The organism is Proteus penneri (assembly GCF_022369495.1).
Taxonomy (GTDB): domain Bacteria; phylum Pseudomonadota; class Gammaproteobacteria; order Enterobacterales; family Enterobacteriaceae; genus Proteus; species Proteus penneri.
The window spans coordinates 535569-561995 of sequence record NZ_CP059690.1; the positions used below are offsets into that span (position 1 = coordinate 535569).

Consider the following 26427-nt stretch of genomic DNA (forward strand, 5'->3'; position numbering starts at 1 on the left):
CTATAAATAAACAGACTAATTCAGATTTTTATGAGAATTACACCTCAATAGAGGGAGATGAGAAGGAATAAAAATTGTAGTTAATATTTATTTACTGTATATTTAAACAGTAAATAAGGTGAGGTTATTGTATGCGTAAAATTATTCATGTTGATATGGATTGTTTTTATGCTGCGATTGAAATGCGAGATAATCCAGCACTAAAAGAGATCCCCATTGCAGTTGGAGGTAATGCTTCTAGCCGAGGAGTGATCTGTACGGCGAATTATCCTGCCCGTCGTTTTGGTGTCCGTAGTGCTATGTCAACGGCAACAGCCTTGAAGTTATGTCCCCAATTAAAAGTTTTACCTGGTAGAATGGCTCTCTATAAAGAGACATCAGCAAAGATCCGCCAAATTTTTTCTCGTTATACTCATCTTATTGAACCTCTTTCACTCGATGAAGCTTATCTTGATGTCTCTGACAGTAAGCATTGTTACGGTTCGGCAACATTGATAGCTCAAGAGATTCGCCAACAAATTTTTGATGAGTTAAATCTCACTGCATCCGCAGGCATTGCACCAATTAAATTTCTGGCGAAAATTGCTTCTGATATTAATAAGCCTAACGGGCAATTTGTTATTACTCCTGAGCAAGTTGATGATTTCATTATGAAATTACCGCTTAATAAAATACCAGGTGTAGGTAAGGTAACATTTGCTCGCTTGCAAGAAATGGGGCTAGAAACTTGTGCTGATATTCGCCGTACCGATGTTATTTCTTTGGTAAAAGCATTGGGGAAATTTGGTCAAAATTTATGGGAGCGCAGTCATGGTATCGATGAGCGTGAAATAACCCCTGATAGACTTAGAAAATCAGTGGGAGTTGAACGTACTTTTGCTTCAGATATTAATTCTTGGGATGATTGCTTGGCATTACTCGATGGATTATATAGTGAATTAGAAAGGCGACTGACAAAAGTGAAACCTGATTTAAGGATAGCAAGACAAGGCGTTAAACTAAAATTTGATGATTTTCAATTAACGACACAAGAACATACTCATCCTATTTTAGAAAAAGCTGATTTAATAAATATTGCCTACCAAGCATGGCATGAACGCCGAAATGGTCGAGGTGTGCGATTAATCGGATTTCATGTCACTTTGCAAGATCCACAACTAGAACGACAACTTCTTTTAGCATTATAAGAATAAAAAAACCATAGCCGATCAATAGATAGGCTATGGGTAACGCAATTAATTTATGTGGTTAATCTATGTAGTTAATCTATATAGTATTACCAGCGATAATTCATTGTTGCTGTCATTGTTCTGCCGATCCCATAAAAACATGCGGTATCACCAGCACAAGATGCAACATAATGTTTGTTCGCAATGTTATTCATATTAAGCTGAATTTCAGCCCCTTTTAAAGAAGGTGATAACTCACCTAATGAATAACCTATCATCGCATCATATAAGGTTACCGCAGGGACACTGATTGTATTTTTGGTATCACCTTGAGATACACCTACATATCTCACACCAAAGCCTGCTTTAGCTCCATTAAATAGCCCAGAGATTTCATCATATTGACCCCAGAATGATGCCATATGCTTAGGAACTCTAGGTAACTCTTTTCCTTGTGTTCCTGCAATAATGGTTTTTCTGACCTCTGTATCGGTATAAGCATAGCTACTAATGAAGGAAATATTTTCAGTTAGTTGGCTATTAATTTGTGCTTCGACACCACGACTTCTAATTTCACCCACGGGTTCAAAATACGCTTTTTCAGCATTATAGTTGGTAACATTGCGTTGTTGTAATTGATAAACAGAGAGTGTTGCCAATGTTTGTTCATTAGGTGTGAGGTATTTAATTCCTGCTTCTAATTGACGACCTTCGCTAGGCTCAAAAGGGGCACTTCCTGGTGCTCGGCGAGTTTGTAAATTAGGCTCAAAAGAGGTGCTGTAACTTATATAAGGTGAAATACCATTATCAAAAGCATATAAAATACCAGCACGACCCGTTAGTTTACTATCATCTTGTTGATCATATGTGGCTGCTAAGAAATCATGAGTTCGTACTTGCGCCCAGTCTTGGCGTAAACCGGTAAGTAATATCCAATTTTTCCATTGGATCTGATCTTGTAAATATAATCCGATTTGATCGCGTTTTTGCAACTGATCTGTTGCAGGTTTCTGTAAGTTCATATTAATCGGATAATTATAATTAGGATCACGCCAATCCAGATCGTACTCTGAGCCTGTAGCCCTGCGTAAATTATCTTGATCTTTACTCCACTGATAATCAATACCTGCAATCACCGTATGATTAAGTTTTGCCGTAGTAAAGTCGGCTTGTAAGCGAGTATCTATTCCTAAAGTATCTGTTTCTCGTTGCTCTTGTTGCGCTCGGCGCTCAAGGACATAAGGGTTATCTTTTTTTAAAGATCCAAATACAAGATATTTATATTTCTGATTAATATGGCTATATCGTGCATTTTGTACAATTTTTAGTGAGTCACTAAATTCATGTTCAAATTCATAGCCTACGCCATATTGTTGACGCCACGATTGGTGGTAATCAGGGTTGTTTACGTCGAAATCAAAAGGAATAGTACCCTCAGGTGTTTTTTTCACCGTACCATAAGCGGGTAAAAAGTTACGATAACCCGCTTCAGGCTCTTGCTGAATAAAGCTTAATAACGTTAAACGTGTTTGTTCATTAGGTAAAAAAGTAATAGCAGGAGCGAGGGCAAAACGCTCTTCTTTATAGTTTTTTATTTGAGTGTGCTGTGTTTTGGCAATACCATTTAGACGATAAAGAACACGATTGTCATCACTTAATGCACCTGAAAAATCAAAAGCCGTTTCTGCCAATTTATCATTACCAGCTCGTATTTGAATGTGGCGAATAGGGGATGCAGTTGGTCTTTTACTTGTCATTGCAACGAGGCCGCCTGGGTTTACTTGGCCATAAAGAACAGATGCTGGCCCTCTAACAACTTCAACGCGCTCTAATAACCATGGGTCAAGTGCTCCTGTTGATGATGATGCTCCCATTCCATAGCTTAGGCCGTCAAGAAAACGTGGTGCATAACTGTATCCACGAATAAAAACCTCGTCATTACGATTAGAACTCCCTCGATATTCGGTGAAAACGCCGGGTGTATAACGTAGCGCTTGAGAAACTGAACTGACATCTTGAGCGTCCATTTGGTCACGTGTGATCACGCTAATGGATTGCGGTGTTTTTTCAATTTCAGTTGGTGTTTTATTTGTTGATAGTGTTTTTGTGGCAATAAAGCCTGAAACAGGAGATTGTGGGTCCTGTGATGGAGCGGAGGTGACAATTATCTTTTGATTAACTGCCGCATGAATTTGAACAGAGAGTAAACTTAAAGGTAAGGCGAGAATGACGCTAGCAACGCAATTTTTGTTAGACACAATAGGACCCTTTGGATTTTTATTTTTTAACTTTAAATGCGGAAGGCATGAAAATACCACTCAATAAACATTAATGCTAATGATAATAATTAGCATTCTATAAATTATCTTTATTAAGATTATTTCTTTATTCCAAAATTGAATAAGTTGGATTGGTATTTGTTCTATAAGGAATAAATTATGATACTTAAGGAAAATAGAGTGTGTAGAGGGATAAATTATTTCTTTATGGTAGCGTTAGTAACAAAAAACCCGCCAATTAAGCGGGTTTCATTATGATATTTAAAGCAAGATTATTTAGCAGGGATCGTTTTTAAAATTGCTGTTAATAACTGCCAGTATTGACCAACGCTTTTAATGTGAACGCGTTCGTCTGGTGAGTGAGCACCACGGATTGTTGGTCCAATAGAAACCATATCCATATCTGGGTAAGGTTTTTTGAATAGACCACACTCAAGGCCTGCGTGGATTACCATGATGTTTGGCACTTTATCAAACAGTTGCTGATAGGTATCACGAACTAAATGCATAACAGGTGAGTCAGCATCAGGTTTCCAACCAGGGTAACCGCCTTTTGTTTCGATATCAGCTTTAGCTAGTTTTGCTAATGCAGTCAGCATGCTGACAACATAGGTTTTTCCGCTATCAATCAGAGAACGGATTAAGCAAAGTATTTCTACTTTATCGTCAACAATGCTAACAACACCAACGTTTAATGATGTTTCAACAACACCGTCAACATCATCACTCATACGAATAACACCATTTGGCATTGCATTAAGTAGGTTGATCAATCGTTCTTGGCAGTCAGCTGTGAAAACTTTTTTATCTGTTGTTGTATCAATTAACTCAATTTTCAGATTTTTTTCAGCGATAGCTAATTCTGTTTTTAACAGAGCTTCAAATTTCGCTTTTACTGTTTCTAGTTGGCTTGCTTTATCTGCTGGAATTGCAAATACGATATTTGCTTCACGAGGAATAGCATTACGCAGTGTACCACCGTGGAAATCAATTAATTTCAGTGATAATTCTTCTGCGTGACCTGCTAAGAAACGTGCTAATAATTTATTGGCGTTACCTAAACCTAAATGGATATCACCACCAGAGTGACCACCATTTAATCCTTTCAGAACCAGTTGTTTAACAACGTGGCCAGCTGGAATTGTATCGTAAGAAAGGTTTACCGTGGTTTTAACATCAATACCACCCGCACAACCCATGTAGATTTCGCCTTCTTCTTCAGAGTCTGTGTTGATAAGAATATCAGCTTGTAACCAACCTGGTTGTAAACCAAATGCACCGTCCATGCCTGTTTCTTCAGTCATAGTTAGTAGCACTTCTAATGGGCCGTGCTTAACAGTGTCATCAGCTAAAACTGCTAATGCAGATGCCATACCTACGCCATTATCAGCACCTAATGTGGTGCCTTTAGCTTTGATCCATTCGCCATCAATGTAAGGTTGAATTGGATCTTTAGTGAAGTCGTGAACAGTGTCGTTGTTTTTTTGTGGCACCATATCTAAGTGTGCTTGTAAAACAACGGCTTTACGATCTTCCATACCTTTGGTGGCTGGTTTACGAATTAAAATATTGCCAACTGCATCGCGCTCTGCAAAAAGTCCTTTTTCACTTGCCCAAGAAAGAATATGGGTAGCTAAGGCTTCTTCATGATGTGATGGATGTGGAATCGAACAAATTTTTGCAAAAATATCCCATAGTGGTTGTGGGGATAGAGTAGATAGTTCAGACACGATGGATCTCCTCTAACAGCATCTGTGTTATTGATAGCCTACCGCTTTTTTAAGGGTTAGCTTTATTATTCTGAGCGTTATACGCCAATATAGTTGAGAATATCACTTTCTTCTGATGAATGCGTCATTCTATTCACATCTCTATCTAAGAAATTAAGTCCCCATTTTGCATTCATTTTTTATATGGTTTGTTTTTTAATCAGAAAAAGGCATTACAGAAAAAAATAAGGATAATCTCACCTGTTTTCACGTTTTCTCTGGTTTTTAGGCGCTCAAATCACTATAATCTCGCGCAACCTTTTTTTCCGCAAAAAAGCTTCTCTCGAAATTCAAGTAGCTAGGATCACAATATTATGAGCGAAAAATATGTTGTAACGTGGGATATGTTGCAAATACATGCCCGTCAATTGGCGCAACGTTTATTACCAGTCGAACAGTGGACAGGCATTATTGCTGTCAGCCGTGGGGGATTAGTCCCTGCTGCATTACTTGCTCGTGAATTAGGTATCCGTCATGTGGATACAGTTTGCATTTCTAGCTATGACCATGATCATCAGCGTGACCTCAAAATCTTAAAAAAAGCAGAAGGTGATGGTGAAGGCTTTATCGTTGTTGACGATTTAGTCGATACAGGTGGTACTGCTAAAGTTATCCGCGAAATGTATCCAAAAGCCCATTTTGTGACTATCTTCGCAAAACCAGAAGGGCGCCCATTAGTGGATGATTTCGTGGTTGATATTCCACAAAATACTTGGATTGAACAGCCTTGGGATATGGGGGTCGCCTTTATTCCGCCAGTTTGCGATCAAAAATAATTTGATAACATTTATTTGGCTGTTTTAATTGAGATCCTCGCCTTGGCGGGGATTTTTGTTTTTATGCATTTATTCTTCCTTTGTGTTATATCTTCGTGCTATCACTTGTGGTGATACACACTGTTCATGTTGATTTCATGCTATGATAAAGCCAGACTTTTAGCCCTTTTTATTCGATATCGACTGATTTGAAGAGTGATATGGCAAATAATACAAACCTTTCTGAAACGCTATTTAAACCTAGAGCAAAGCACGCTGAAACTTCAACACTAATTCAGTACACTCATCCAAAATCAAATATCAATACTTATACTGTGCTTAATGGTACAAGTCAGCAAAATTGGTATCGTACTATTCAACGTTTACTGTGGATTTGGCGTGGAATTTCTCCTATTGAAATAGAAGAAGTGTTAAGTCGAATTGCTGTACATGATGCCCCTCGTAGTGATGATAAATTTATTGATACTGTTGTGGGTTACCGCAAAGGTGGCTGGTCATATGAATGGTCACATCAAGCGATGATTTGGCAACAAAAAGCATTGAGAAAAGAGTCAGGAGATGCGGCCGCTGATTGTTGGTTGCGGGCTGCACATCTGTATAGTATTGCTGCGTATCCTTTTATTAATGGTGATTTTTTAGCAGATCAAGCCGTTACTTTGTCGATGAAAGCATTTGAGAATGCGACAAAATTTTCATCCTTTGAGGTGAAAAAACTTACATTTAAATTAGAGGGGAAAGGGTCGACAACGGGTTTTCTGCATTTACCTAAAGATTGTAGAGGTCCATATCCTACAGTATTATTTTGTGGTGGGTTAGATGGTCTTCAAAGCGATTATGTCAGCTTCTTCCGTGATTACCTTTCCTCTAAAGGTATTGCAATGTTAACACTGGATATGCCTGGAATTGGTTATTCAGTAAAACAAAAACTAACGGAAGATACATGCCAATTACAAGGTGAGGTTCTGAAACAACTTTCTGAAGTGCCTTGGATTGATCATACTCGCGTTGGTGTGATGGGCTTTCGCTTTGGCGGTAATATTGCTGTGCGATTGGCTTATATCTACCCAAAATTAATTAAAGGTGTTGTTGCTTTAGGTCCTTTGATCCATGCTTTCTTTACCCAAGCTGAATTGCAGAAAAAGATCCCTGTGATGTATCTTGATGTATTAGCAAGTCGCTTGGGGTTATGGAATATTGATGAGAATAATCTTCGATTATCGTTGAGCAGTTACTCCCTGAAAAACCAAGGCTTGATTGGGCGACGCATGCCCGTTCCTATGATGGGCGTTTACTGGAAAGGGGATGAAATGAGTCCTAAAGAGGATTCTCAGTTAATTGCTCGCTCTTCTATGGATGGTGATATTCTTGCTATTAATGAAAAACCGCTTTATGAAGGCTTAGAGCTAGCGTTACAAAAAAGTGCTGATTGGATCTATGACAAATTAATATAATTAATTATGAACAATAACTTGCTAATTACATTAGATTATATAACAGTAGAGTTTCTAAGGAGACTGAATTTATGACTTCATCTTTGAACCCTACCCGAGGTAAGTTATTAAAGCGTTTTGCTCAAATCGGCCCTTATATCCGAGAGCATCAATGCCAAGAGAACCAGTTCTTTTTTGACTGTTTAGCTGTTTGTGTAAATAAGAAAATCGTACCAGAAAAACGTGAGTTTTGGGGCTGGTGGATGGAATTAGAACGCAACAATGAACAGCTCATTTATCATTATCAGATTGGGCTATTCGATAAAAATGGTGATTGGATACATCAGAATATAAGTAAAAATGATGTTGTTGAATCAATCAATGAAACACTGATCCGTTTTCATCAATTTCTTAAAACGGCAGCGAGTGAATTAGATATGACACTTACGCCAGATGAAAAAATGAACAATTTTCCGCTCCCCATCCAGCCCTAATTTTGTGTTAGGGCAACTTTTCATAGATTTTGCGTTATGTCGGTTGGCATAACGCTTCTCTCCTGATAAAACTGTGTATTATCTTTTTAAATAATCAACAAGAATGGTAAATGTTATGAGTAGCAGCCAAACACTGGTTGTTAAATTAGGGACAAGTGTACTAACTGGTGGTTCACGACGTCTGGATCAGTCTCATATTGTTGAGCTGGTTCGCCAATGCGCTAAACAACACGAAAAAGGTCACCGGATTATTATTGTTACTTCTGGTGCAATTGCAGCAGGGCGTGAGTATTTGAATTATCCTGATTTGCCGGCAACTATTGCTTCAAAACAGTTGTTGGCCGCGGTAGGGCAAAGTGCCTTAATTCAAGTATGGAAACAGTTATTTGCTATCTATGGTATTCATATTGGTCAAATGCTATTAACGCGTGCTGATATTGAAGATAGAGAACGTTTCCTAAATGCGCGTGATACATTACATGCACTGTTAGATAACCATATTATCCCTGTTATCAATGAAAATGATGCTGTTGCTACCGCGGAAATTAAAGTGGGTGATAACGATAATTTATCAGCATTAGCTGCTATTTTAGGTGGTGCAGATAAACTATTATTACTAACAGATATTGAAGGGCTTTATACGGCTGATCCGCGTAGTAATCCAGATGCTAAATTGATCCCCGAAGTTTTTGATATCAACGATAAATTACGCCAAATGGCTGGTGATAGCGTATCCGGCTTAGGTACGGGGGGCATGGCAACAAAACTGCAAGCAGCAACTGTTGCAGGGCGCGCGGGTATTGATGTTGTCATTGCAGCCGGTGTACAACCTGAAGTTATTGCTAAAGTTATCGATAATGAACCTGTTGGAACATTATTCCATGGCTTAAAAAGCCCATTAGAAGCGCGTAAACGGTGGATCTTTGGCGCGCCAATTGCTGGTGTGATTGTGGTTGATGAAGGAGCTGAAAAAGCAATTAAAGAAAAAGGTAGCTCCCTTTTACCAAAAGGTATCAAAGAAATTAAAGGCGATTTCTCTCGTGGGTGTGTTATCCGCGTTCAAAGTTTACAAGGTAAAGATCTTGCTCATGGTGTTGCCCATTATAATAGTGATGCACTGCGTTTAATAGCAGGACACCATTCACAAGAAATTAGTCAAATTTTAGGTTACGAGTATGGCAGTGTTGCTGTGCATCGTGACGATATGATTGTTAGCTAAGGAGCCTTCTGATGTTAGAACAAATGGGTAAATCTGCAAGAGAAGCCTCTTGGCATTTAGCTCAACTCTCAACAGAGCAAAAAAATCAGGCATTATTAGTCATGGCTGATTTATTAGAACAACATGAGGCCTCAATTCTTGCGGCGAATGAAAAAGATATGCAAGCAGCTCGTGAAGCCAATATTAATGCCGCTATGCTTGATCGTTTATTGCTAACTTCTGAACGTTTAAAAGCTATTGCTGATGATGTTCGACAAGTATGTCGCTTGGAAGATCCGGTAGGTCAAGTTATTGATGGCCGTATGTTAGACAGCGGTTTACGTTTAGAACGTCGCCGTGTGCCGTTAGGTGTTGTTGGCGTTATTTATGAAGCTCGCCCTAATGTTACAATTGATGTCGCTTCTTTATGTTTGAAAACAGGTAATGCTGCCATTCTTCGTGGTGGAAAAGAGACTCACCATACCAATCAAGCGGTAGTTGCCGTTATTCAACAAGCTTTAGAAAAATGTGGTATTCCTGCTGGTGCTATTCAGGCGATTAATAAGCCTGATCGTGAGTTAGTCGCTAAAATGCTAAAAATGGATGAGTATATTGATATGCTTATTCCTCGTGGTGGTGCAGGATTGCATAAACTTTGCCGTGAACAATCAACTATTCCAGTTATCACTGGTGGCATTGGTGTCTGTCATACTTTTGTAGATGAAAGTGCAGATTTAGAAAAAGCATTAACGGTTATCGTAAATGCAAAAGTACAACGCCCAAGCGCGTGTAACTCTTTAGAAACGCTCTTAGTACATGAAAATATTGCAGATCTATTTTTGCCACAGTTAAGTGATGCCATGGCTACTCAAAAGGTAACTTTGCATTCAAGTGAAAAAGCATTGGTAGGGCTGAAAAAAGGCAGAGCTACTGTAGTTGATGTGAAAGATGCTGATTATTGCGATGAATGGTTGTCACTTGATTTAAATGTAGAAGTAGTGAGTGGGTTAACAGAGGCAATTAGCCATATTCGCCGTTATGGTACCGCGCACTCTGACGCTATTTTAACACAATCTATCTCTAATGCTGATCGTTTTGTTCGCCAAGTTGATTCTGCTGCTGTGTATGTTAATGCAAGCACACGTTTTACCGATGGTGGACAATTCGGTTTAGGTGCCGAAGTTGCTGTTAGTACACAGAAATTACATGCTAGAGGCCCGATGGGATTAGATGCTTTAACGACCTATAAATGGATTGGTTACGGCGATAATACAATTCGTAGCTAATTATTAAGATAATGAAATAAGCCATACTTTCTAAAGTGTGGCTTTATTTTTTTGTTACATCAGGTATGATATTTTATACTTTACAGTATGTAAACTTTTAATTACAACCCTAAAAGGGAACACACTATGGAGATAGTGCATTTTATGGAAAGTACAATTTACCTTATCGGACCTCGAGGTGCAGGGAAAACAACAGTAGGTAAAGCGCTTTCTCTCTCTTTAAATTATAGATTTATTGATACGGATTATTGGATAACCAAAAAATATCAACAAACTATATCTTCTATGGTGGAAGAGAAAGGTTGGGATTTCTTTCGTCAAATTGAATCAGAAGCACTAATCCAAGTAAGCCAACCTAACCAAGTTATTTCAACGGGTGGTGGTATGGTTTTAGCAGATAAAAATCGCGCTTATATGAAAACCTCGGGTGTTACAATTTATTTACAGGCCTCACTTGAAACATTAGTTGAACGTTTATCCCAAGATCCAAATGAAGCACAAAGACCTAGTTTGACAGGTAAAACATTAGTTTCAGAAATGCATGATGTTTTAATTAAGCGCGAACCTTTATACATGCAATGCGCAGATATTATTGTTGATGCTGGGTTATCTATTAATGAAATTATTGCGGTAATTCTCGCAAAACTTGCCAAATAATTAGGAAGTCGTCTGATATAAAGGACAAAACAGAGGTCATCTATTTTATTTTCATCACATCCTATTTATAGTAAGGCTAATTATAGCAAAATGAGATATGGATATGATGTTAATAGCGTTTTTTAAAACACTATTTAAGTTCTTATTTAGAATAAGAATTGAAGGACTTGTTAATCAGTTTTCCCAATATGAAAAATGTATAATTACACCAAATCATACTTCTTTTATTGATGGTATATTATTACGTTTATTCCTACCTATTAATCCTGTGTTTGCTGTTTATACTTCAGTGGCTTCTGCAAAAACGACAAGATGGTTAGGTCGTTATGCTGATATTGTACCTTTAGATCCCGCCAATCCAATGGCCGTGCGCCAGTTAGTTAAAGAAGTGGATAAAGGTCGTCCAATTGTGATTTTCCCAGAAGGAAGGATCACAGTAACAAATGGTTTGATGAAAATTTATGAAGGTGCTGCTTTTATTGCCGCAAAATCAGGCGCTAAAGTTGTTCCTGTTAGAATTGAAGGGGCTGAATTCAGCTATTTTTCACGAATACGTAAAAGTTTACGAGTAAAGTCTCAATTCTTTCCTAAAATCACTATCAAGGTGCTTCCTGCAGTTGATTTACCGATGCCAAAAGCTGAAAAATCTTCTGAGCGTCGCCGATTAGCGGGGGAAGCTATGCGTGATATCATGATGGAAGCTATCATGCAAACACGCCCTAATCTTACGTTGTATGAAGCATTTTTACAGGCAATGTCTCAATATGGCCGATTTAGTCCGCTAATTTCTGATATCAGCTTAAAAGAAGATTCTTATCAAGGGTTACTGAAAAAAACGTTAGGGCTCAGTCGTTTGATTGAACGCTACACAGAACCCAAAGAGCGTATAGGTTTACTGCTTCCAAATACAACAGTAACTGCGGCTGCGCTATTAGGTGCAACAATGCGTCAACGTGTTGTTGCAATGCTCAACTACACGGCAGGTAGTTTAGGTGTACAAAATGCGATGAAAGCCGCATCAATCAAAACCATCTTTACATCACGCCAGTTTTTAGAAAAAGGGAATTTATTACATATTCCTGAGCAAACCCCTGAAGCTAATTGGGTTTACCTTGAAGATCTCAAAGATAGTGTGACGAGTGAAGATAAACGCTGGATCTTCAAACACCTTATTACGCCACATAAAGCGATGTTACCGCAAGATGCACATGATGCAGCCGTTATTCTATTTACATCAGGATCGGAAGGGACGCCTAAAGGCGTTGTTCACAGCCATTCGAGTTTACTGGCTAACGTTGAGCAAATTCGTGCTATTGCTGACTTTTCACCGAAAGATAAATTTATGTCAGCATTGCCGTTATTCCATGCATTTGGTTTAACAGCTTGCTTGCTAACTCCCATTTGTTTGGGGGCACGTGTTTTTCTTTATCCCAGCCCGTTACACTATCGAGTTATACCCGAATTAGTCTATGACCAAAACTGTACGGTGTTATTTGGGACATCAACCTTTTTAGGAAACTACGGAAAATTTGCTCATCCTTATGATTTTGCCCGAGTGAGATATGTGGTTGCTGGCGCTGAAAAACTCTCTGAATCAACTCGTGTTTTATGGCAAGAGAAATTTGGTATTCGTATTTTAGAAGGTTATGGCGTAACAGAATGCGCACCTGTTGTGTCAATCAACGTGCCTATGAGTGCCAAAACTCATACTGTAGGGCGTTTATTACCCGGCATGGAAGGGCGTTTAATTCCAATGAATGGCATTACTGATGGCGGTAGACTACAACTACGTGGCCCTAATGTAATGATGGGGTACTTACGCGTTGAATCCCCTGAAAAATTGGAAACCCCAGTCGCAGCTAATGCTGAAGGTATTGATGAGGAAGGTTGGTACGACACCGGTGATATTGTTGCTATCGATAGTGAAGGTTTCTATACAATTAAAGGACGGGTTAAACGCTTTGCAAAAATTGCAGGTGAAATGGTTTCTCTCGAAGGGGTTGAGCAACTTGCACGCAAAGCATCTCAAGGTGAGCATGCGGTTGTATCAATAAGTGATAAGCGCAGAGGTGAATCATTAGTTCTTTTTACAACAGATAAACAATTAGATCGTAGTGTACTATCAACACTGGCAAAATCTGAAGGTGTTGCCGAAATCGCTGTACCAAAAGACATTCGTTTTATCAAAGAGATTCCTGTATTAGGAAGTGGAAAAACGGATTTTGTTTCATTGAAGAAACTTGCTGAACAGGAAAATAATTAATGCCAGAGAATATTAGTCAGCCTCCTTTAATGAGTAGGGGAATGAAAGCGGTACTTTTGTCGCAATTTCTTTCTGCTTTTGCCGATAATGCCTTACTGTTTGCTATTCTTGCGCAGTTTAAATCATCACTGTATCCAGAGTGGAGTCAGCCTGTTTTACAGATGGTCTTTGTGCTGGCTTTTATTCTTTTAGCTCCTTTTGTAGGGCAGTTTGCTGATCGTAATCCTAAAGGTAGGGTAATGCTCAGTGGTAATCTGTTAAAATTTGTAGGCGCATTTCTTATTTGCGTTGGCTCTGATCCTTTCCTTGGCTATGCTCTCGTTGGAATTGGTGCCGCTGTTTATTCTCCTGCTAAATATGGCATCTTAGGTGAATTAACCGATGGCGAACGTTTAGTTAAAGCAAATGGTTTAATGGAAGCTTCTACTATTGCCGCTATTCTATTGGGATCTGTCATTGGTGGTTTACTATCAGATTGGAGCATTGTTTTTGCATTAGGTGTTTGTGCGGCAATGTATGGTTTAGCGGTATTTGTTAACTTTGGTATACCTAAATTATCAGCTGCTCAAATTGGTCGTGGTTGGAACATTAAAAGAATGTTTACACAGTTTCTTGAGGCTACACGTACTTTATGGGCTGATAAAGAAAGTCGCTTTTCTTTAGTGGGAACCAGCATGTTTTGGGGGGCAGGAGTAACATTGCGCTTTTTACTTGTGCAGTGGGTACCTATTGCTTTAGGTATGACTGATAATACAACCCCAACAGTATTAAATGCGATGGTTGCGATTGGTATTGTGGTCGGTGCTGGATTAGCTGCTAAATTTGTGACTCTGAAAACAGTACGGCGCTGTATGCCTGCAGGTATTTTAATTGGTCTTGGTGTTGTTTATTTCTCATTGCAAACTTCAATTATTCCATCCTACTTAATTCTCATTATCATCGGTGTTTTTGGTGGCTTCTTTGTCGTGCCATTGAATGCGTTATTACAAGACAAAGGAAAGCACAGTGTTGGTGCTGGTAATGCTATCGCTGTACAAAATCTCGGTGAAAATACAGCAATGTTATTAATGCTTGGTTTATTCTCATTGGTTACAAGCATTGGTGTATCTGTTGTTGCTATCGGAATAGGCTTTGGGGCTATTTTTGCCCTAGCAATTGGTGGTCTATGGTTATGGGATTGCACTAGGAAGAAATCTTAAACACTGAGATTTATAATAGAGGTTAGATGAACCTTAATGATAAATTACGATGAAATGACCCGTCTAAGTATTGAAATGGGTAAAGTGTTACTTGAAAAGAAGCGTACGATAACAACAGCTGAATCTTGCACTGGCGGATGGATTGCGAAAGTTATCACTGATATTGCAGGAAGCTCTGAATATTATCAGCGTGGCTTTGTAACATATAGCAATGAAGCGAAGCATGAAATGATAGGTGTTGATGAGCAAACCTTGATTAAATACGGCGCTGTTAGCAAAGAAGTTGTTCTTCAGATGGCGAAAGGCGCACTTAGCGCTGCAAATGCAGATTTTGCTGTTTCAGTTAGTGGTATTGCAGGCCCTGGTGGTGGTAGTGAAGAAAAACCCGTTGGTTTAGTTTGGTTTGGCTTTGCAATGAAAACATCAACAGGTATTCAAACTACGGCAACACACTGTATATTCAGTGGTTCTCGAGATCAAATAAGAGCTGAATCTGTTATTTTTTCTTTAAAATCAATTCTTAAAGAAATTATTAATAATTAACTTGATACTGTATGATTATACAGTATAATGAGTTTCAACAAGCAAAATCATATACGTTTTAATGGTAGTGACCCATTTTTATGCTTCACTGCCCAGAGGGAGATAACATGGCTATTGATGAAAACAAGCAAAAAGCATTGGCCGCAGCACTTGGTCAAATTGAAAAGCAATTTGGTAAAGGGTCTATCATGCGTCTGGGCGAAGATCGTTCCATGAACGTTGAAACCATCTCTACGGGTTCTTTATCATTAGACGTTGCTTTAGGTGCTGGTGGTTTACCACGCGGGCGTATTGTTGAAATCTATGGCCCAGAATCTTCTGGTAAAACAACATTAACACTACAAGTTATCGCAGCTGCTCAACGTGAAGGCAAAATTTGTGCATTCATTGATGCTGAGCACGCTTTAGACCCTATCTATGCTCAAAAACTAGGCGTAGATATTGATAACCTGCTCTGTTCTCAGCCTGATACTGGTGAACAAGCCCTAGAAATTTGTGATGCATTATCTCGTTCTGGTGCAGTTGATGTTATCGTTGTTGACTCCGTTGCAGCTTTAACACCAAAAGCAGAAATTGAAGGTGAGATTGGTGATTCACACGTTGGTTTAGCTGCTCGTATGATGAGTCAAGCTATGCGTAAGTTAGCGGGTAACTTGAAAAACTCTAACACTCTGCTTATTTTCATCAACCAAATTCGAATGAAAATCGGTGTTATGTTTGGTAATCCAGAAACCACAACAGGTGGTAATGCACTTAAATTCTACGCATCTGTTCGTTTAGATATTCGTCGTATCGGCTCTGTTAAAAACGGTGATGAAGTTGTTGGTAGTGAAACACGCGTTAAAGTGGTGAAAAACAAAATTGCAGCACCATTTAAACAAGCTGAATTCCAAATTATGTATGGTGAAGGCATCAATACCTTTGGCGAATTGATTGATTTAGGTGTTAAACACAAATTGGTAGAGAAAGCTGGTGCATGGTACAGCTACAATGGTGAGAAAATTGGTCAAGGTAAAGCCAATGCAACAACTTATTTAAAAGAACACCCTGAAATGTACAATGAGTTAAACACTAAACTTCGTGAAATGTTATTAAATCACGCAGGTGAATTTACTAGCGCAGCTGATTTTGCTAATGATAGTGATGACGCTGCAGATATTGAAGAAACAGAAAAATAATTTTTTACTAATGCCTAAATTGCACATTGAATGTATATTAAAACATATTACGATCATTGCAGTTGTTAACCATTAGCCAATTAATGTGATTTAACTCACTTAAAAAAGGAAGCTCTCAAATGGCTTCCTTTTTGTTATATGTTGTATCTTTTATTCAAAAGAGGATTAAAATTAGTCTTATTTTGTTTTCTTTCCATGAAAAATAGCCTTTAACACTACTTTATTTAATATAACGATATTTTTTACTAATTTGTTTTTGATAGTTATATGAAAATTTATATAGTGAAATTTTGGTGATATATCCTTGCCAATAAAAAATAGAAATAAGAATCATTATTATAATCTGATTGCACCAGATAATAAATAATTGACATATAAAGATAAATATCTTCAATATATTTGGATCTAATTTAAATTGTATTTAAAGATTTGTTGAGATGTAAGGTGTGTTTTTTAGTAATAAGTGCTTTTATTTTAGTAAGTTATCGCTATATCAACATATTGTTTAAGTAATAATTCTTATGTTTTTGTTACTACTTGCCATGAGAAAAAGAGATTATTCAAAGGAAAAAAACGTATAGCGAGTCATCTCATAAAAAAGCAGTAATAACAAATACTTTTTAATAATTACAAAATGAAAATACTTTAAGTTGCTAACATTTTCCAAGATAATTGCTCTTAAATAGAGAAAAGTCCCATTCTCAGATAACAATCCCACTTTCAGAAAAAAACTAGACGATTTACAATGTCAACACGAATAAGTTTATCGGGGGTTTTACTTCTGACAGAAGAAATTCTATCTTATCCCTACTTATGTATTCGTTGGCTAAGTAGAGGTAATAATAAACCTCCTCTAACTAGATTTCTAATTTCTGTTTTTCCAGCTTGATTTCGGGATAATTATGAGCAAAAGCACCGCTGAGATCCGTCAGGCGTTTCTCGACTTTTTTCATACTAAAGGACATCAAATAGTACCTAGCAGTTCTTTGGTTCCAAATAACGATCCAACATTGCTGTTTACAAACGCAGGGATGAACCAATTCAAAGATGTATTTCTTGGATTGGATAATAGACCTTATTCCCGAGCGACAACCGCGCAACGCTGTGTGCGCGCAGGTGGTAAACATAACGATTTAGAAAATGTGGGTTATACCGCTCGTCACCATACTTTTTTTGAAATGCTAGGTAATTTCAGTTTTGGTGACTATTTCAAACATGATGCAATCAATTTTGCTTGGGAATTATTAACAAGCGAAGAGTGGTTCAATTTACCTAAAGAAAGACTTTGGGTAACGGTATATGCCACAGATGATGAAGCTTATGATATTTGGAATAAAGAAATTGGTATTCCAGCAGAAAGAATTATCCGCATTGGTGATAATAAAGGTGCACCATTTGCATCAGATAACTTCTGGCAAATGGGGGATACAGGCCCTTGTGGACCTTGTACCGAAATATTTTATGATCATGGTGATCACATTTGGGGCGGACCTCCAGGATCACCAGAAGAGGATGGCGATCGCTATATTGAGATCTGGAATATCGTCTTCATGCAATTTAATCGTCAGTCAGATGGCACTATGGATCCACTGCCGAAACCATCTGTTGATACGGGAATGGGGTTAGAGCGTATTACTGCTGTTTTACAACATGTAAACTCTAACTATGACATTGATTTATTCCGTTCTTTAATTAAATCTGTTGCACAAGTGACTAATGCAACGGATTTAGAAAATAAATCATTACGCGTTATTGCCGATCATATTCGTTCTTGTTCATTCCTTGTCTGCGATGGCGTTATCCCTTCTAATGAAGGCCGTGGCTATGTTCTGCGTCGTATTATTCGTCGTGCAGTACGTCATGGTTATATGCTTGGCGCCAAAGATACCTTCTTCTATAAGTTAGTCGCTCCATTAATTGAAGTTATGGCAGAGGCAGGTGAAGAATTAAAACGTCAACAAGCTATCGTCGAAAAAGTATTAAAAACGGAAGAAGAGCAATTTGCTCGTACATTAGAACGCGGTCTTCAATTATTAGATGAAGAACTGGCTAACTTAACAGATGACATTCTTCCGGGTGAAACCGCTTTCCGTCTTTATGATACATATGGTTTTCCTCTTGATTTAACTGCCGATGTTTGTCGTGAAAGAAATATCAAGGTTGATGAAAACGGCTTCGATGTCGCGATGGAAGAGCAACGTAAACGTGCGCGTGAATCTAGTGGTTTTGGTACTGACTATAATAGTCTAATCAAAGTGGATAGCCGTAGTGAGTTCTCTGGTTATGATCATGATGAACAACAGGGCACAATCACTGCTATTTTCCATAACGGACAATCAGTCACTGAATTGAAAGCAGGCGAAGAAGGTATTATCTTCTTAAATAAAACCGCATTTTATGCAGAGTCTGGTGGACAAGTTGGTGATAAAGGTGTTTTAACAGGTAAAGATAGCCTGTTTGAAGTCACAGATACGCAAAAATACGGTAAAGCGATTGGTCATATTGGTAAAGTTAACGTAGGGTCATTTATTGTTAACCATAAAATTAATGCCACTATCGATATTGCTCGCCGTGATGCTATTCGTTTAAATCACTCTGCGACGCACTTATTACATGCCGCATTGCGCCAAGTTCTGGGTACGCATGTTACTCAAAAAGGCTCCTTGGTTAACGATAAATATCTGCGTTTTGACTTTTCTCATTTTGAAGCAGTTAAGCCAGAACAATTACGAGAAATTGAAGATATTGTCAATGCGCAAATCCGACTTAACTCACCAGTTGTCACTGAGTTAATGGATCTTGAAGATGCGAAAGAAAAAGGTGCGATGGCACTCTTTGGTGAAAAATACGACGAACGAGTTCGTGTTTTAACAATGGGTGACTTCTCTACTGAACTTTGTGGTGGTACTCACGCTTCTAGAACGGGGGATATTGGTTTATTCCGCATTGTCAGTGAGTCAGGCACTGCTGCTGGTATTCGTCGTATTGAGGCAATTACGGGTATTGCAGCAATTGAGAGTATTCATGAACAATCAGATCTTATCTCTCTTGTTGCACAAGTTCTAAAAAGCGATGGTACAAACTTGGTCGAAAGAATCAAAACAGTCCAAGAAAAATATCGTTTATTAGAAAAAGAACTCCAACAACTAAAAGATCAGCAAGCTGCTCAAGAGAGTTCCTCTTTAGGTAGTCAGGCTAAAAATGTGAAAGGTATCAAACTTTTAGTTCGTGAGCTTAATGGTGTTGAGCCAAAAATGTTAAGAACAATGGTTGACGATTTAAAAAATCAATTAGGTTCTGCAATTATTGTGCTTTCCACTATTTCTGATGGTAAAGTGAGCTTAATTGTTGGGGTCACTAAAGATTTAACTGCTAAAGTTAAAGCAGGTGAGTTAATTAGTTTTGTAGCACAGCAAATCGGTGGTAAAGGTGGCGGTCGCCCTGATATGGCTCAAGCTGGTGGTACTGATATTGACGCTTTACCTGCGGCTTTGGCAAGTGTTGACGAGTGGGTTGAATCGCATCTGTAAGCGATAATAACCTGAAAAAAAGGCGCTATTCCTGATTTATAGGGATAACGCCTTATTGAGATATTGATAATCCGTTAAATAATCAATCACTAAATTTATATTTTGTTATGAAGTATAAGTTACTTGTGATAAATAATGATTATACGAATTGACAATGTATGATGGATAATGGCCGGGAAATTCTAGAGACCCGACTCTTGTAAATTTTCAAGGAGCAAAGAATGCTTATTCTAACTCGTCGAGTTGGTGAAACGCTTATGATAGGCGATGATGTGACCGTAACCGTTTTAGGGGTTAAAGGTAATCAGGTACGGATTGGCGTAAACGCACCTAAAGAAGTATCTGTCCATCGTGAAGAGATCTATCAACGAATTCAGGCCGAGAAAACTCAGCCTACTGATAACTACTAAATAATTCCTATTTTAGTTAGTCACAATTCATTCGTAAGCGTCCACACTTTTGCCGGGTTTGGGCGCTTTTCTCTTTATAAGACGTTTGATTCCCTTCTTTGTTCCTATCTTCTCTTTCCTTGAACTGTATTTATTATTGCACTATCCGTTTATTCTGATTGACAGAATTGAAAGTCTTTTTACCTCTAATAATTCGATTCATAATAATTTTATGTGTGAATGAATTTATTAACTAAGAGAATAAAATACTTGAATGATTTTTCATCAGCGATATCATTGTGTTCAGGACTTTTTTAGCCAATCTTGCTGATAAACGCATCAGTTTGTTTGTGAAGTGTTCAAACAAACGTATATTCGTAAAAAGTTGAGAAAAATCGTTTGACTTCTTAGGCTGAGAAAGTAATATGTGCGCCACACAGAGACGAGATGTTCAGTAAGAACTTCTTCGAGTGGTTCTAAATATGGTGAGATGGCCGAGAGGCTGAAGGCGCTCCCCTGCTAAGGGAGTATGCGGTCAAAAGCTGCATCGAGGGTTCGAATCCCTCTCTCACCGCCATTTAGATTTGCATCCTTAGCTCAGCTGGATAGAGTACTCGGCTACGAACCGAGCGGTCGGAGGTTCGAATCCTCCAGGATGCACCATATTCCAACCCCATGATTAATGTATGGGGTTTTTATTTTGGTGCAAATGGTGAATAATTTGCATTAAAAGCGTAAAGTATTAAAACGGCGCATCCTTAGCTCAGCTGGATAGAGTACTCGGCTACGAACCGAGCGGTCGGAGGTTCGAATCCTCCAGGATGCACCATCTCATTACTCAGATTGCTAATTGCAATATGAGCAGCTAGAAAAATAACTACGATGCATCCTTAGCTCAGCTGGATAGAGTACTCGGCTACGAACCGAGCGGTCGGAGGTTCGAATCCTCCAGGATGCACCATATTCCAACCCCATGATTAATGTATGGGGTTTTTATTTTGGTGCAAATGGTGAATAATTTGCATTAAAAGCGTAAAGTATTAAAACGGCGCATCCTTAGCTCAGCTGGATAGAGTACTCGGCTACGAACCGAGCGGTCGGAGGTTCGAATCCTCCAGGATGCACCATCTCATTACTCAGATTGCTAATTGCAATATGAGCAGCTAGAAAAATAACTACGATGCATCCTTAGCTCAGCTGGATAGAGTACTCGGCTACGAACCGAGCGGTCGGAGGTTCGAATCCTCCAGGATGCACCATATTAAAAGCCCCGCTATTGCGGGGCTTTTTGCTTTCTACCATTCTATTATTTTGCATAAATGACGTTTTTGTTTAGCACCAACTAACAATGCTAACATCATCTAATAAGCGACAATTTAGTGACTTTGCGATAAAGTAACTCCTATCTATTTACTAACATCAATCAACGCGGGAGGTCACCTTTGATCCCGGACGTATCAAAAGCGCTTTCTTGGTTAGAAGCACACCCTAAAGTTTTATGTGGCATCCACCGTGGTATAGAGCGTGAAACTTTAAGAGTTACGCCAGAAGGCAATTTAGCATCAACAGAGCATCCTATTTCATTAGGTAAATCATTAACTCATAAATGGATCACAACTGATTTTGCTGAGTCTCTATTAGAATTTATTACACCTGTTGATGACAACATTGCACATACCTTGCATTTTTTAGGTGATTTACATCGCTATACAGCACGTCACTTAGATAATGAACGTATGTGGCCTATGAGTATGCCTTGCTTTATTGAAGCGGAAGATAAGATTACGCTGGCTCAATTTGGCACATCAAATGTTGGGCGTTTTAAAACACTCTATCGCGAAGGGCTTAAAAATCGTTATGGTGCATTAATGCAAACCATTTCGGGTGTGCATTACAACTTCTCATTACCTATCGAATTTTGGCAAGCATGGGCAAATGTAAAAGATGAAGAGAGTGGAAAAGAGGCGATTTCTGATGGTTACTTACGTCTTATTCGTAACTACTATCGATTTGGCTGGATCATTCCATTTTTCTTTGGTGCATCACCAGCAATTTGTGGATCTTTCTTAAAAGGAAGAGAAACAAATTTACCATTTGAAAGTACGCTTAAGGGGGCGAAGTATTTACCTTATGCAACTTCATTACGTTTAAGCGATTTAGGGTATACCAATAAATCTCAAAGCGATTTAGATATCACCTTTAATCATCTTGAAACTTATGTCAAAGGGCTCAAAAAAGCGATTCATAAGCCTTCAGAAGAGTTTGCTAAATTAGGTGTTAAGAAAAACGGTGAGTATATTCAGTTAAACACCAATGTGTTGCAGATTGAAAATGAACTCTATGCACCTATTCGTCCTAAACGTGTGGTTAAGGGGGATGAATCGCCTTCTGATGCGTTATTACGTGGTGGTATTGAATATATCGAAGTTCGTTCACTTGATATCAATCCATTTACCCCTATTGGTGTTGACGAAACACAAATTCGCTTCCTTGATTTATTCCTGATTTGGTGTGTATTAGCTGATGCTCCAGAAATGGATGCTTCTGAATTAGCGTGCTGCCGTTCAAATTGGAATAACGTTATTCTAGAAGGGCGTAAGCCAGGTCAAGTTATTGGAATGGGTTGTGGCGAAAGAAAAGAGCCATTAGCGCAAGTAGGTAAAGCCTTATTTGCTGATTTAGCACGTGTTGCTAATGTTCTTGATTGTTGTTCAGGCACTAAATATATGGAAGTTTGTGTTAAGTTAGAAGAAATGTTCGATAATCCTGAATTAACTTTTTCAGGCAGACTTTTAGACAAAATTAAAACACAAGGCATTGGTGGTTTTGGCTTGTCTTTGGCTGAAGAATATTACCAAGAATTAATTAAAACACCTTATGAAACGTTAACTGATGAAGCTTTTGAACATGAGAGAATTTCATCCATAAAACGTCAAGAAGAGTTAGAAAAGAGTGATACCATTTCTTTTGATGAGTATTTGAAGATCCATGCGGGGACTAACACCGATAATGTGGCTTCCTAAACTTAGATAGAAAAAAGCCACACTAAGATTTGTGTGGCTAAAAAATTCTATAGAGAAATAGGGATGATAACATTTTGCGCGTATTCGTTACTAAGACCGTGCTACTTGTAGAAAGTTTCATTTTTTCTTAAAAATATTTAAATTTTTCTTAGGAGGTTTTTTATGCCTTTATTGGATAGCTTTACTGTTGACCATACGCGTATGTCAGCACCTGCTGTACGCGTTGCTAAGACCATGAAAACGCCATCAGGTGATACTATTACGGTATTTGATTTACGTTTTACGGTACCAAATAAAAAAGCCATGCCTGAGAAAGGAATTCATACTCTAGAGCATCTGTTTGCTGGATTTATGCGTAATCATCTTAATGGTAATGGTGTTGAGATAATTGATATTTCCCCAATGGGATGTCGTACAGGATTCTACATGAGCTTAATTGGGCAACCTGAAGAGCAACGTGTAGCTAATGCATGGAAAGCCGCAATGGAAGATGTTTTGAAAGTAAAAGATCAAAACCATATCCCAGAACTAAATGTGTACCAATGTGGTACCTATGAAATGCATTCGCTGACAGAAGCACAAGATATCGCACGTGATATTTTATCTCATAGCATTGGTATTAATCATAACGATGAATTAGCGTTGCCTGAAGAGACTTTAAAAGAGTTACATATTTAAGTAATCGCTAATTTATAATATTAGGGGATAATAGATCAGGAAATTCGCATTCTGATTTATTGTCTCTTTTTTATTTGCAGGCGTGAAGAATATGTAGCTGATTATTCTTATCAACCAGCATTAAACTTAGTTATGTGGGTTAAAAATCATGGTTTTTTATTCTGATTATCAACAAGTAAAGCCAGCCAAATTAGTACAAGAGCAAGCGATAGAGCCTTTCTATATGAAATCTGCCAGAGAGTTTGATTTTCGTAATAGCAAATTACGATTTGAGTTAGGATAAACAGCCAAAATAAGCACCTTTTAAGGCTAAGGCGCTTATTTCTTTTTACTAATGATGTGGGATTGAAAGATGGCGAATTAACGCCTTTTTGATGACGTTATCCTGAACTTCAAGTATTTCAAATTCATAGTCACTCACAGTTATTTTATTACCAACAACAGGTAAGTCACCTAACTCTTCAATAATAACGCCGTTGATCGTTCGAGCTTCATCTTCAGGTAAATGCCAACCGAAAGCTTTATTGATATCTCGAATATTTGTCGTACCATCAACTAATAATGAACCGTCTTTTTGAGGAATAACTTCTTCAGCTAAAGATGGGGACATCGAAGTAGTAAAGTCACCAACAATCTCTTCAAGAATATCTTCAACGGTTACTAAACCTTGAATTTCACCATATTCATCAACCACAATCCCCGCTTTTTCATTGTTACGTTGGAAATTGACGAGCTGTAGGTTTAATGGTGTGCTTTCTGGAATAAAGTAAATTTTATCGGCAGCTTTCATCAGAATTTGTTTGGTAAATTCTTTTTTCTCGGTCATTAAGCGATAAGCTTCTCGTACTCGCAACATACCAATCGCATCGTCTAAAGTATCACGATAAAGCACAATCCGACCGTGAGGAGAATGAGTTAACTGTCTTACGATAGATTTCCATTCATCATTGACATCGATACCAAAAATTTCATTTCTTGGCACCATAATATCGCCAATCGTCACTTTTTCTAAATCTAAAATCGACAGCAACATATTCTGATTTCTTTGCGAAAGTTTTGATTTAGATTCATGAACGATAGTTCTTAACTCTTCTTTTGAGACTGCATTCCCTTGTATTACTGGAGATTTGATACCAAAAATGCGCATTAATATTAATGTGAGTTTATTAAAAAACCAAACAATAGGTAGCATCAATTTTTGTAAAGGAGAGAGAATTACACTGCTTGGATAAGCAAAACGCTCTGGATAAAGTGCTGCGATTGATTTTGGGAGCACTTCAGCAAAAATAAGGATAATAAAGGTCAGTACACCCGTAGCTATTGCTACACCTGCATCACCATATAAACGCATACCGACAATGGTAGCTAGCGCAGACGCAACAATATTAATCAGATTATTGCCAATCAATACTAAACTAATCAATCTGTCAGGACGTTGTAATAATTTTTCTACACGTTTTGCAGAGCGATTTCCTTGTTTCGCAGCATGACGGAGACGATAGCGATTAATCGTCATCATACTGGTTTCAGTCCCAGAAAAATAAGCTGAGGCAATAATCATACAGACAAGTATGATAATGAGCGTAGTTGTCGACACATGCTCCAAAATTGAGATCCTTTTGCAACCCTAAAATAGAAAATTAATTAAGTACTAACTCTTGTAATAAACGATTACCAAAAAAAGCTAATGTCAAAATAAGAGCGCCAATTAAATTAAAAATAATGACTTTCTTTCCTCTCCAGCCTTCTCGGAAATGTCCCCATAATAAAATGATGTAAACAAACCAAGCAATGATAGAGAAAATAGATTTATGGATGTTTTCTTTACCAAAAATATTATCCATATACACCAAACCTGTACATAAGGTCAGTGTCAGTAATACCACACCCACTTGTGTGATATGAAACATTTTACGCTCAATTGACATTAATGGTGGCATTTGAGGTGAGAATTTTAGTTTCTTATTTTTTAGTTGATAGTCGAGCCAACTAAGTTGTAATGCATATAAGGCGGCTATTAACAGAGTGGCATAGCTTAATAACGCCAATCCAATGTGAATAAAGAGTGATGTGCTACTTTCAAGATGTGTAACAAATTCACCCGGCATCAGTGCTGCAATAACAAGATTGACTATTGCGAAACAATAAACAATAGGCAGTAAGAACCATGCACGACCACGAGAAGCCACAATCGTCATGATAACGCAGACCATTAGGCTAACAATTGCACCTAGATTAGTGAGTGAAAGATTCTGTCCACTGTGAGGACGGAAAATTAAAAATTTTAATGAGATGGCATGTGCAACAAGTGCAATTACCGCAAATAGCAGAGCTAATCCGCGGTATCCATTCTGCTCTTTTCGTAACAGACCGGGTAAAAACATTACCAGACTGAGTAAATAAGCGCAGACAGCGACGATAGAGATTGATATAACGGGCATAGTTTCGCTTACATATATTGTTTGAATAACTTCCTAGTATAGCGCTAGGAGCATACGGCTCCAACTATTGAAGTCATTAAGCTTAAATCTCTATGCAGAGATCCGCGAGTCATCGTGATATAATC

The 26427-nt window shown here is 38.2% G+C and carries 20 protein-coding genes and 6 tRNA genes; 22 read left to right on the top strand and 4 right to left on the bottom strand.

The features are described 5' to 3' along the window. Positions 1-131: 131 nt before the first annotated feature. Positions 132-1187, top strand: coding sequence for a DNA polymerase IV (dinB, locus tag H1225_RS02305; RefSeq protein ID WP_109848506.1), 1056 nt, complete (start codon positions 132-134; stop codon positions 1185-1187). A gap of 89 nt (positions 1188-1276) precedes the next feature. Here dinB and H1225_RS02310 read toward each other — a convergent pair whose 3' ends face one another. Further along, positions 1277-3427, bottom strand: a complete 2151-nt coding sequence (locus H1225_RS02310) for a TonB-dependent siderophore receptor (RefSeq protein ID WP_161725161.1) — start codon at positions 3425-3427, stop codon at positions 1277-1279. A gap of 293 nt (positions 3428-3720) precedes the next feature. Next, positions 3721-5178 (bottom strand): beta-Ala-His dipeptidase, encoded by a 1458-nt coding sequence (pepD, locus tag H1225_RS02315; RefSeq protein WP_239739419.1) that lies wholly within the window; start codon positions 5176-5178, stop codon positions 3721-3723. Positions 5179-5531: 353 nt separating this feature from the next. Here pepD and gpt point away from each other — a divergent pair, with 353 nt between their 5' ends. The 21 genes from gpt (at position 5532) to H1225_RS18300 (ending at position 24144) form a co-directional block, all read left to right on the top strand. Beyond that, a complete protein-coding gene (gene gpt, locus H1225_RS02320) occupies positions 5532-5993 on the top strand; it encodes a xanthine phosphoribosyltransferase (protein WP_006534780.1) in 462 nt (153 codons plus the stop codon). A 200-nt stretch (positions 5994-6193) separates the two neighbouring features. Further along, the gene (gene frsA / locus H1225_RS02325; protein ID WP_109399028.1) at positions 6194-7444 is read left to right on the top strand and encodes an esterase FrsA; all 1251 of its coding nucleotides are present in this window, start codon (positions 6194-6196) and stop codon (positions 7442-7444) included. Between the two features lie 71 nt (positions 7445-7515). After that, complete coding sequence (gene crl / locus H1225_RS02330; protein ID WP_072063518.1) at positions 7516-7917, top strand: sigma factor-binding protein Crl; 402 nt, start codon at positions 7516-7518, stop codon at positions 7915-7917. A 115-nt stretch (positions 7918-8032) separates the two neighbouring features. Further along, complete coding sequence (gene proB / locus H1225_RS02335) at positions 8033-9136, top strand: glutamate 5-kinase (protein ID WP_161671428.1); 1104 nt, start codon at positions 8033-8035, stop codon at positions 9134-9136. 11 nt (positions 9137-9147) lie between these two features. Beyond that, positions 9148-10401 carry a glutamate-5-semialdehyde dehydrogenase gene (locus tag H1225_RS02340; protein ID WP_109399027.1) on the top strand — a complete coding sequence of 418 codons (1254 nt, stop codon included), beginning with the start codon at positions 9148-9150 and terminating at the stop codon, positions 10399-10401. 144 nt (positions 10402-10545) lie between these two features. Further along, positions 10546-11058, top strand: coding sequence for a shikimate kinase AroL (aroL, locus tag H1225_RS02345; RefSeq protein WP_072063512.1), 513 nt, complete (start codon positions 10546-10548; stop codon positions 11056-11058). Positions 11059-11161: 103 nt separating this feature from the next. Further along, on the top strand, positions 11162-13321 hold the full coding sequence (gene aas, locus H1225_RS02350; protein WP_115065147.1) for a bifunctional acyl-ACP--phospholipid O-acyltransferase/long-chain-fatty-acid--ACP ligase: 2160 nt from the start codon (positions 11162-11164) through the stop codon (positions 13319-13321). Beyond that, positions 13321-14520 carry a lysophospholipid transporter LplT gene (gene lplT / locus H1225_RS02355; protein WP_006534769.1) on the top strand — a complete coding sequence of 400 codons (1200 nt, stop codon included), beginning with the start codon at positions 13321-13323 and terminating at the stop codon, positions 14518-14520. Before aas ends, lplT begins: the two co-directional genes overlap by 1 nt. 36 nt (positions 14521-14556) lie before the next feature. After that, positions 14557-15063: a nicotinamide-nucleotide amidase gene (gene pncC / locus H1225_RS02360; protein ID WP_006534768.1), complete on the top strand. Its 507-nt coding sequence runs from the start codon at positions 14557-14559 to the stop codon at positions 15061-15063. Positions 15064-15170: 107 nt separating this feature from the next. After that, complete coding sequence (gene recA, locus H1225_RS02365) at positions 15171-16241, top strand: recombinase RecA (RefSeq protein WP_072063509.1); 1071 nt, start codon at positions 15171-15173, stop codon at positions 16239-16241. Positions 16242-17143: 902 nt separating this feature from the next. Beyond that, positions 17144-19771 carry an alanine--tRNA ligase gene (gene alaS / locus H1225_RS02370; RefSeq protein ID WP_072063508.1) on the top strand — a complete coding sequence of 876 codons (2628 nt, stop codon included), beginning with the start codon at positions 17144-17146 and terminating at the stop codon, positions 19769-19771. A gap of 221 nt (positions 19772-19992) precedes the next feature. Next, positions 19993-20181 (top strand): carbon storage regulator CsrA, encoded by a 189-nt coding sequence (gene csrA / locus H1225_RS02375; RefSeq protein WP_004244778.1) that lies wholly within the window; start codon positions 19993-19995, stop codon positions 20179-20181. Positions 20182-20644: 463 nt separating this feature from the next. Then, positions 20645-20737: transfer RNA gene (locus tag H1225_RS02380), tRNA-Ser, on the top strand. 9 nt (positions 20738-20746) lie between these two features. Continuing rightward, a tRNA-Arg gene (locus H1225_RS02385) sits at positions 20747-20823 on the top strand. A gap of 89 nt (positions 20824-20912) precedes the next feature. After that, positions 20913-20989: transfer RNA gene (locus tag H1225_RS02390), tRNA-Arg, on the top strand. A gap of 55 nt (positions 20990-21044) precedes the next feature. After that, a tRNA-Arg gene (locus H1225_RS02395) sits at positions 21045-21121 on the top strand. Between the two features lie 89 nt (positions 21122-21210). Then, positions 21211-21287: transfer RNA gene (locus H1225_RS02400), tRNA-Arg, on the top strand. Positions 21288-21342: 55 nt separating this feature from the next. After that, positions 21343-21419: transfer RNA gene (locus H1225_RS02405), tRNA-Arg, on the top strand. Positions 21420-21602: 183 nt separating this feature from the next. Beyond that, the gene (gene gshA, locus H1225_RS02410; protein WP_109399023.1) at positions 21603-23183 is read left to right on the top strand and encodes a glutamate--cysteine ligase; all 1581 of its coding nucleotides are present in this window, start codon (positions 21603-21605) and stop codon (positions 23181-23183) included. Positions 23184-23345: 162 nt separating this feature from the next. After that, positions 23346-23861, top strand: coding sequence for an S-ribosylhomocysteine lyase (gene luxS, locus H1225_RS02415; protein WP_006534759.1), 516 nt, complete (start codon positions 23346-23348; stop codon positions 23859-23861). Positions 23862-24009: 148 nt separating this feature from the next. Next, positions 24010-24144: a hypothetical protein gene (locus H1225_RS18300; RefSeq protein WP_006534758.1), complete on the top strand. Its 135-nt coding sequence runs from the start codon at positions 24010-24012 to the stop codon at positions 24142-24144. Positions 24145-24192: 48 nt separating this feature from the next. Here H1225_RS18300 and H1225_RS02420 read toward each other — a convergent pair whose 3' ends face one another. Both H1225_RS02420 and H1225_RS02425 read right to left on the bottom strand, forming a co-directional pair. After that, positions 24193-25467, bottom strand: coding sequence for an HlyC/CorC family transporter (locus tag H1225_RS02420; protein WP_072063506.1), 1275 nt, complete (start codon positions 25465-25467; stop codon positions 24193-24195). 34 nt (positions 25468-25501) lie between these two features. Then, the gene (locus H1225_RS02425) at positions 25502-26302 is read right to left on the bottom strand and encodes a cytochrome C assembly family protein (protein ID WP_072063505.1); all 801 of its coding nucleotides are present in this window, start codon (positions 26300-26302) and stop codon (positions 25502-25504) included. Between the last annotated feature and the right edge of the window lie 125 nt (positions 26303-26427).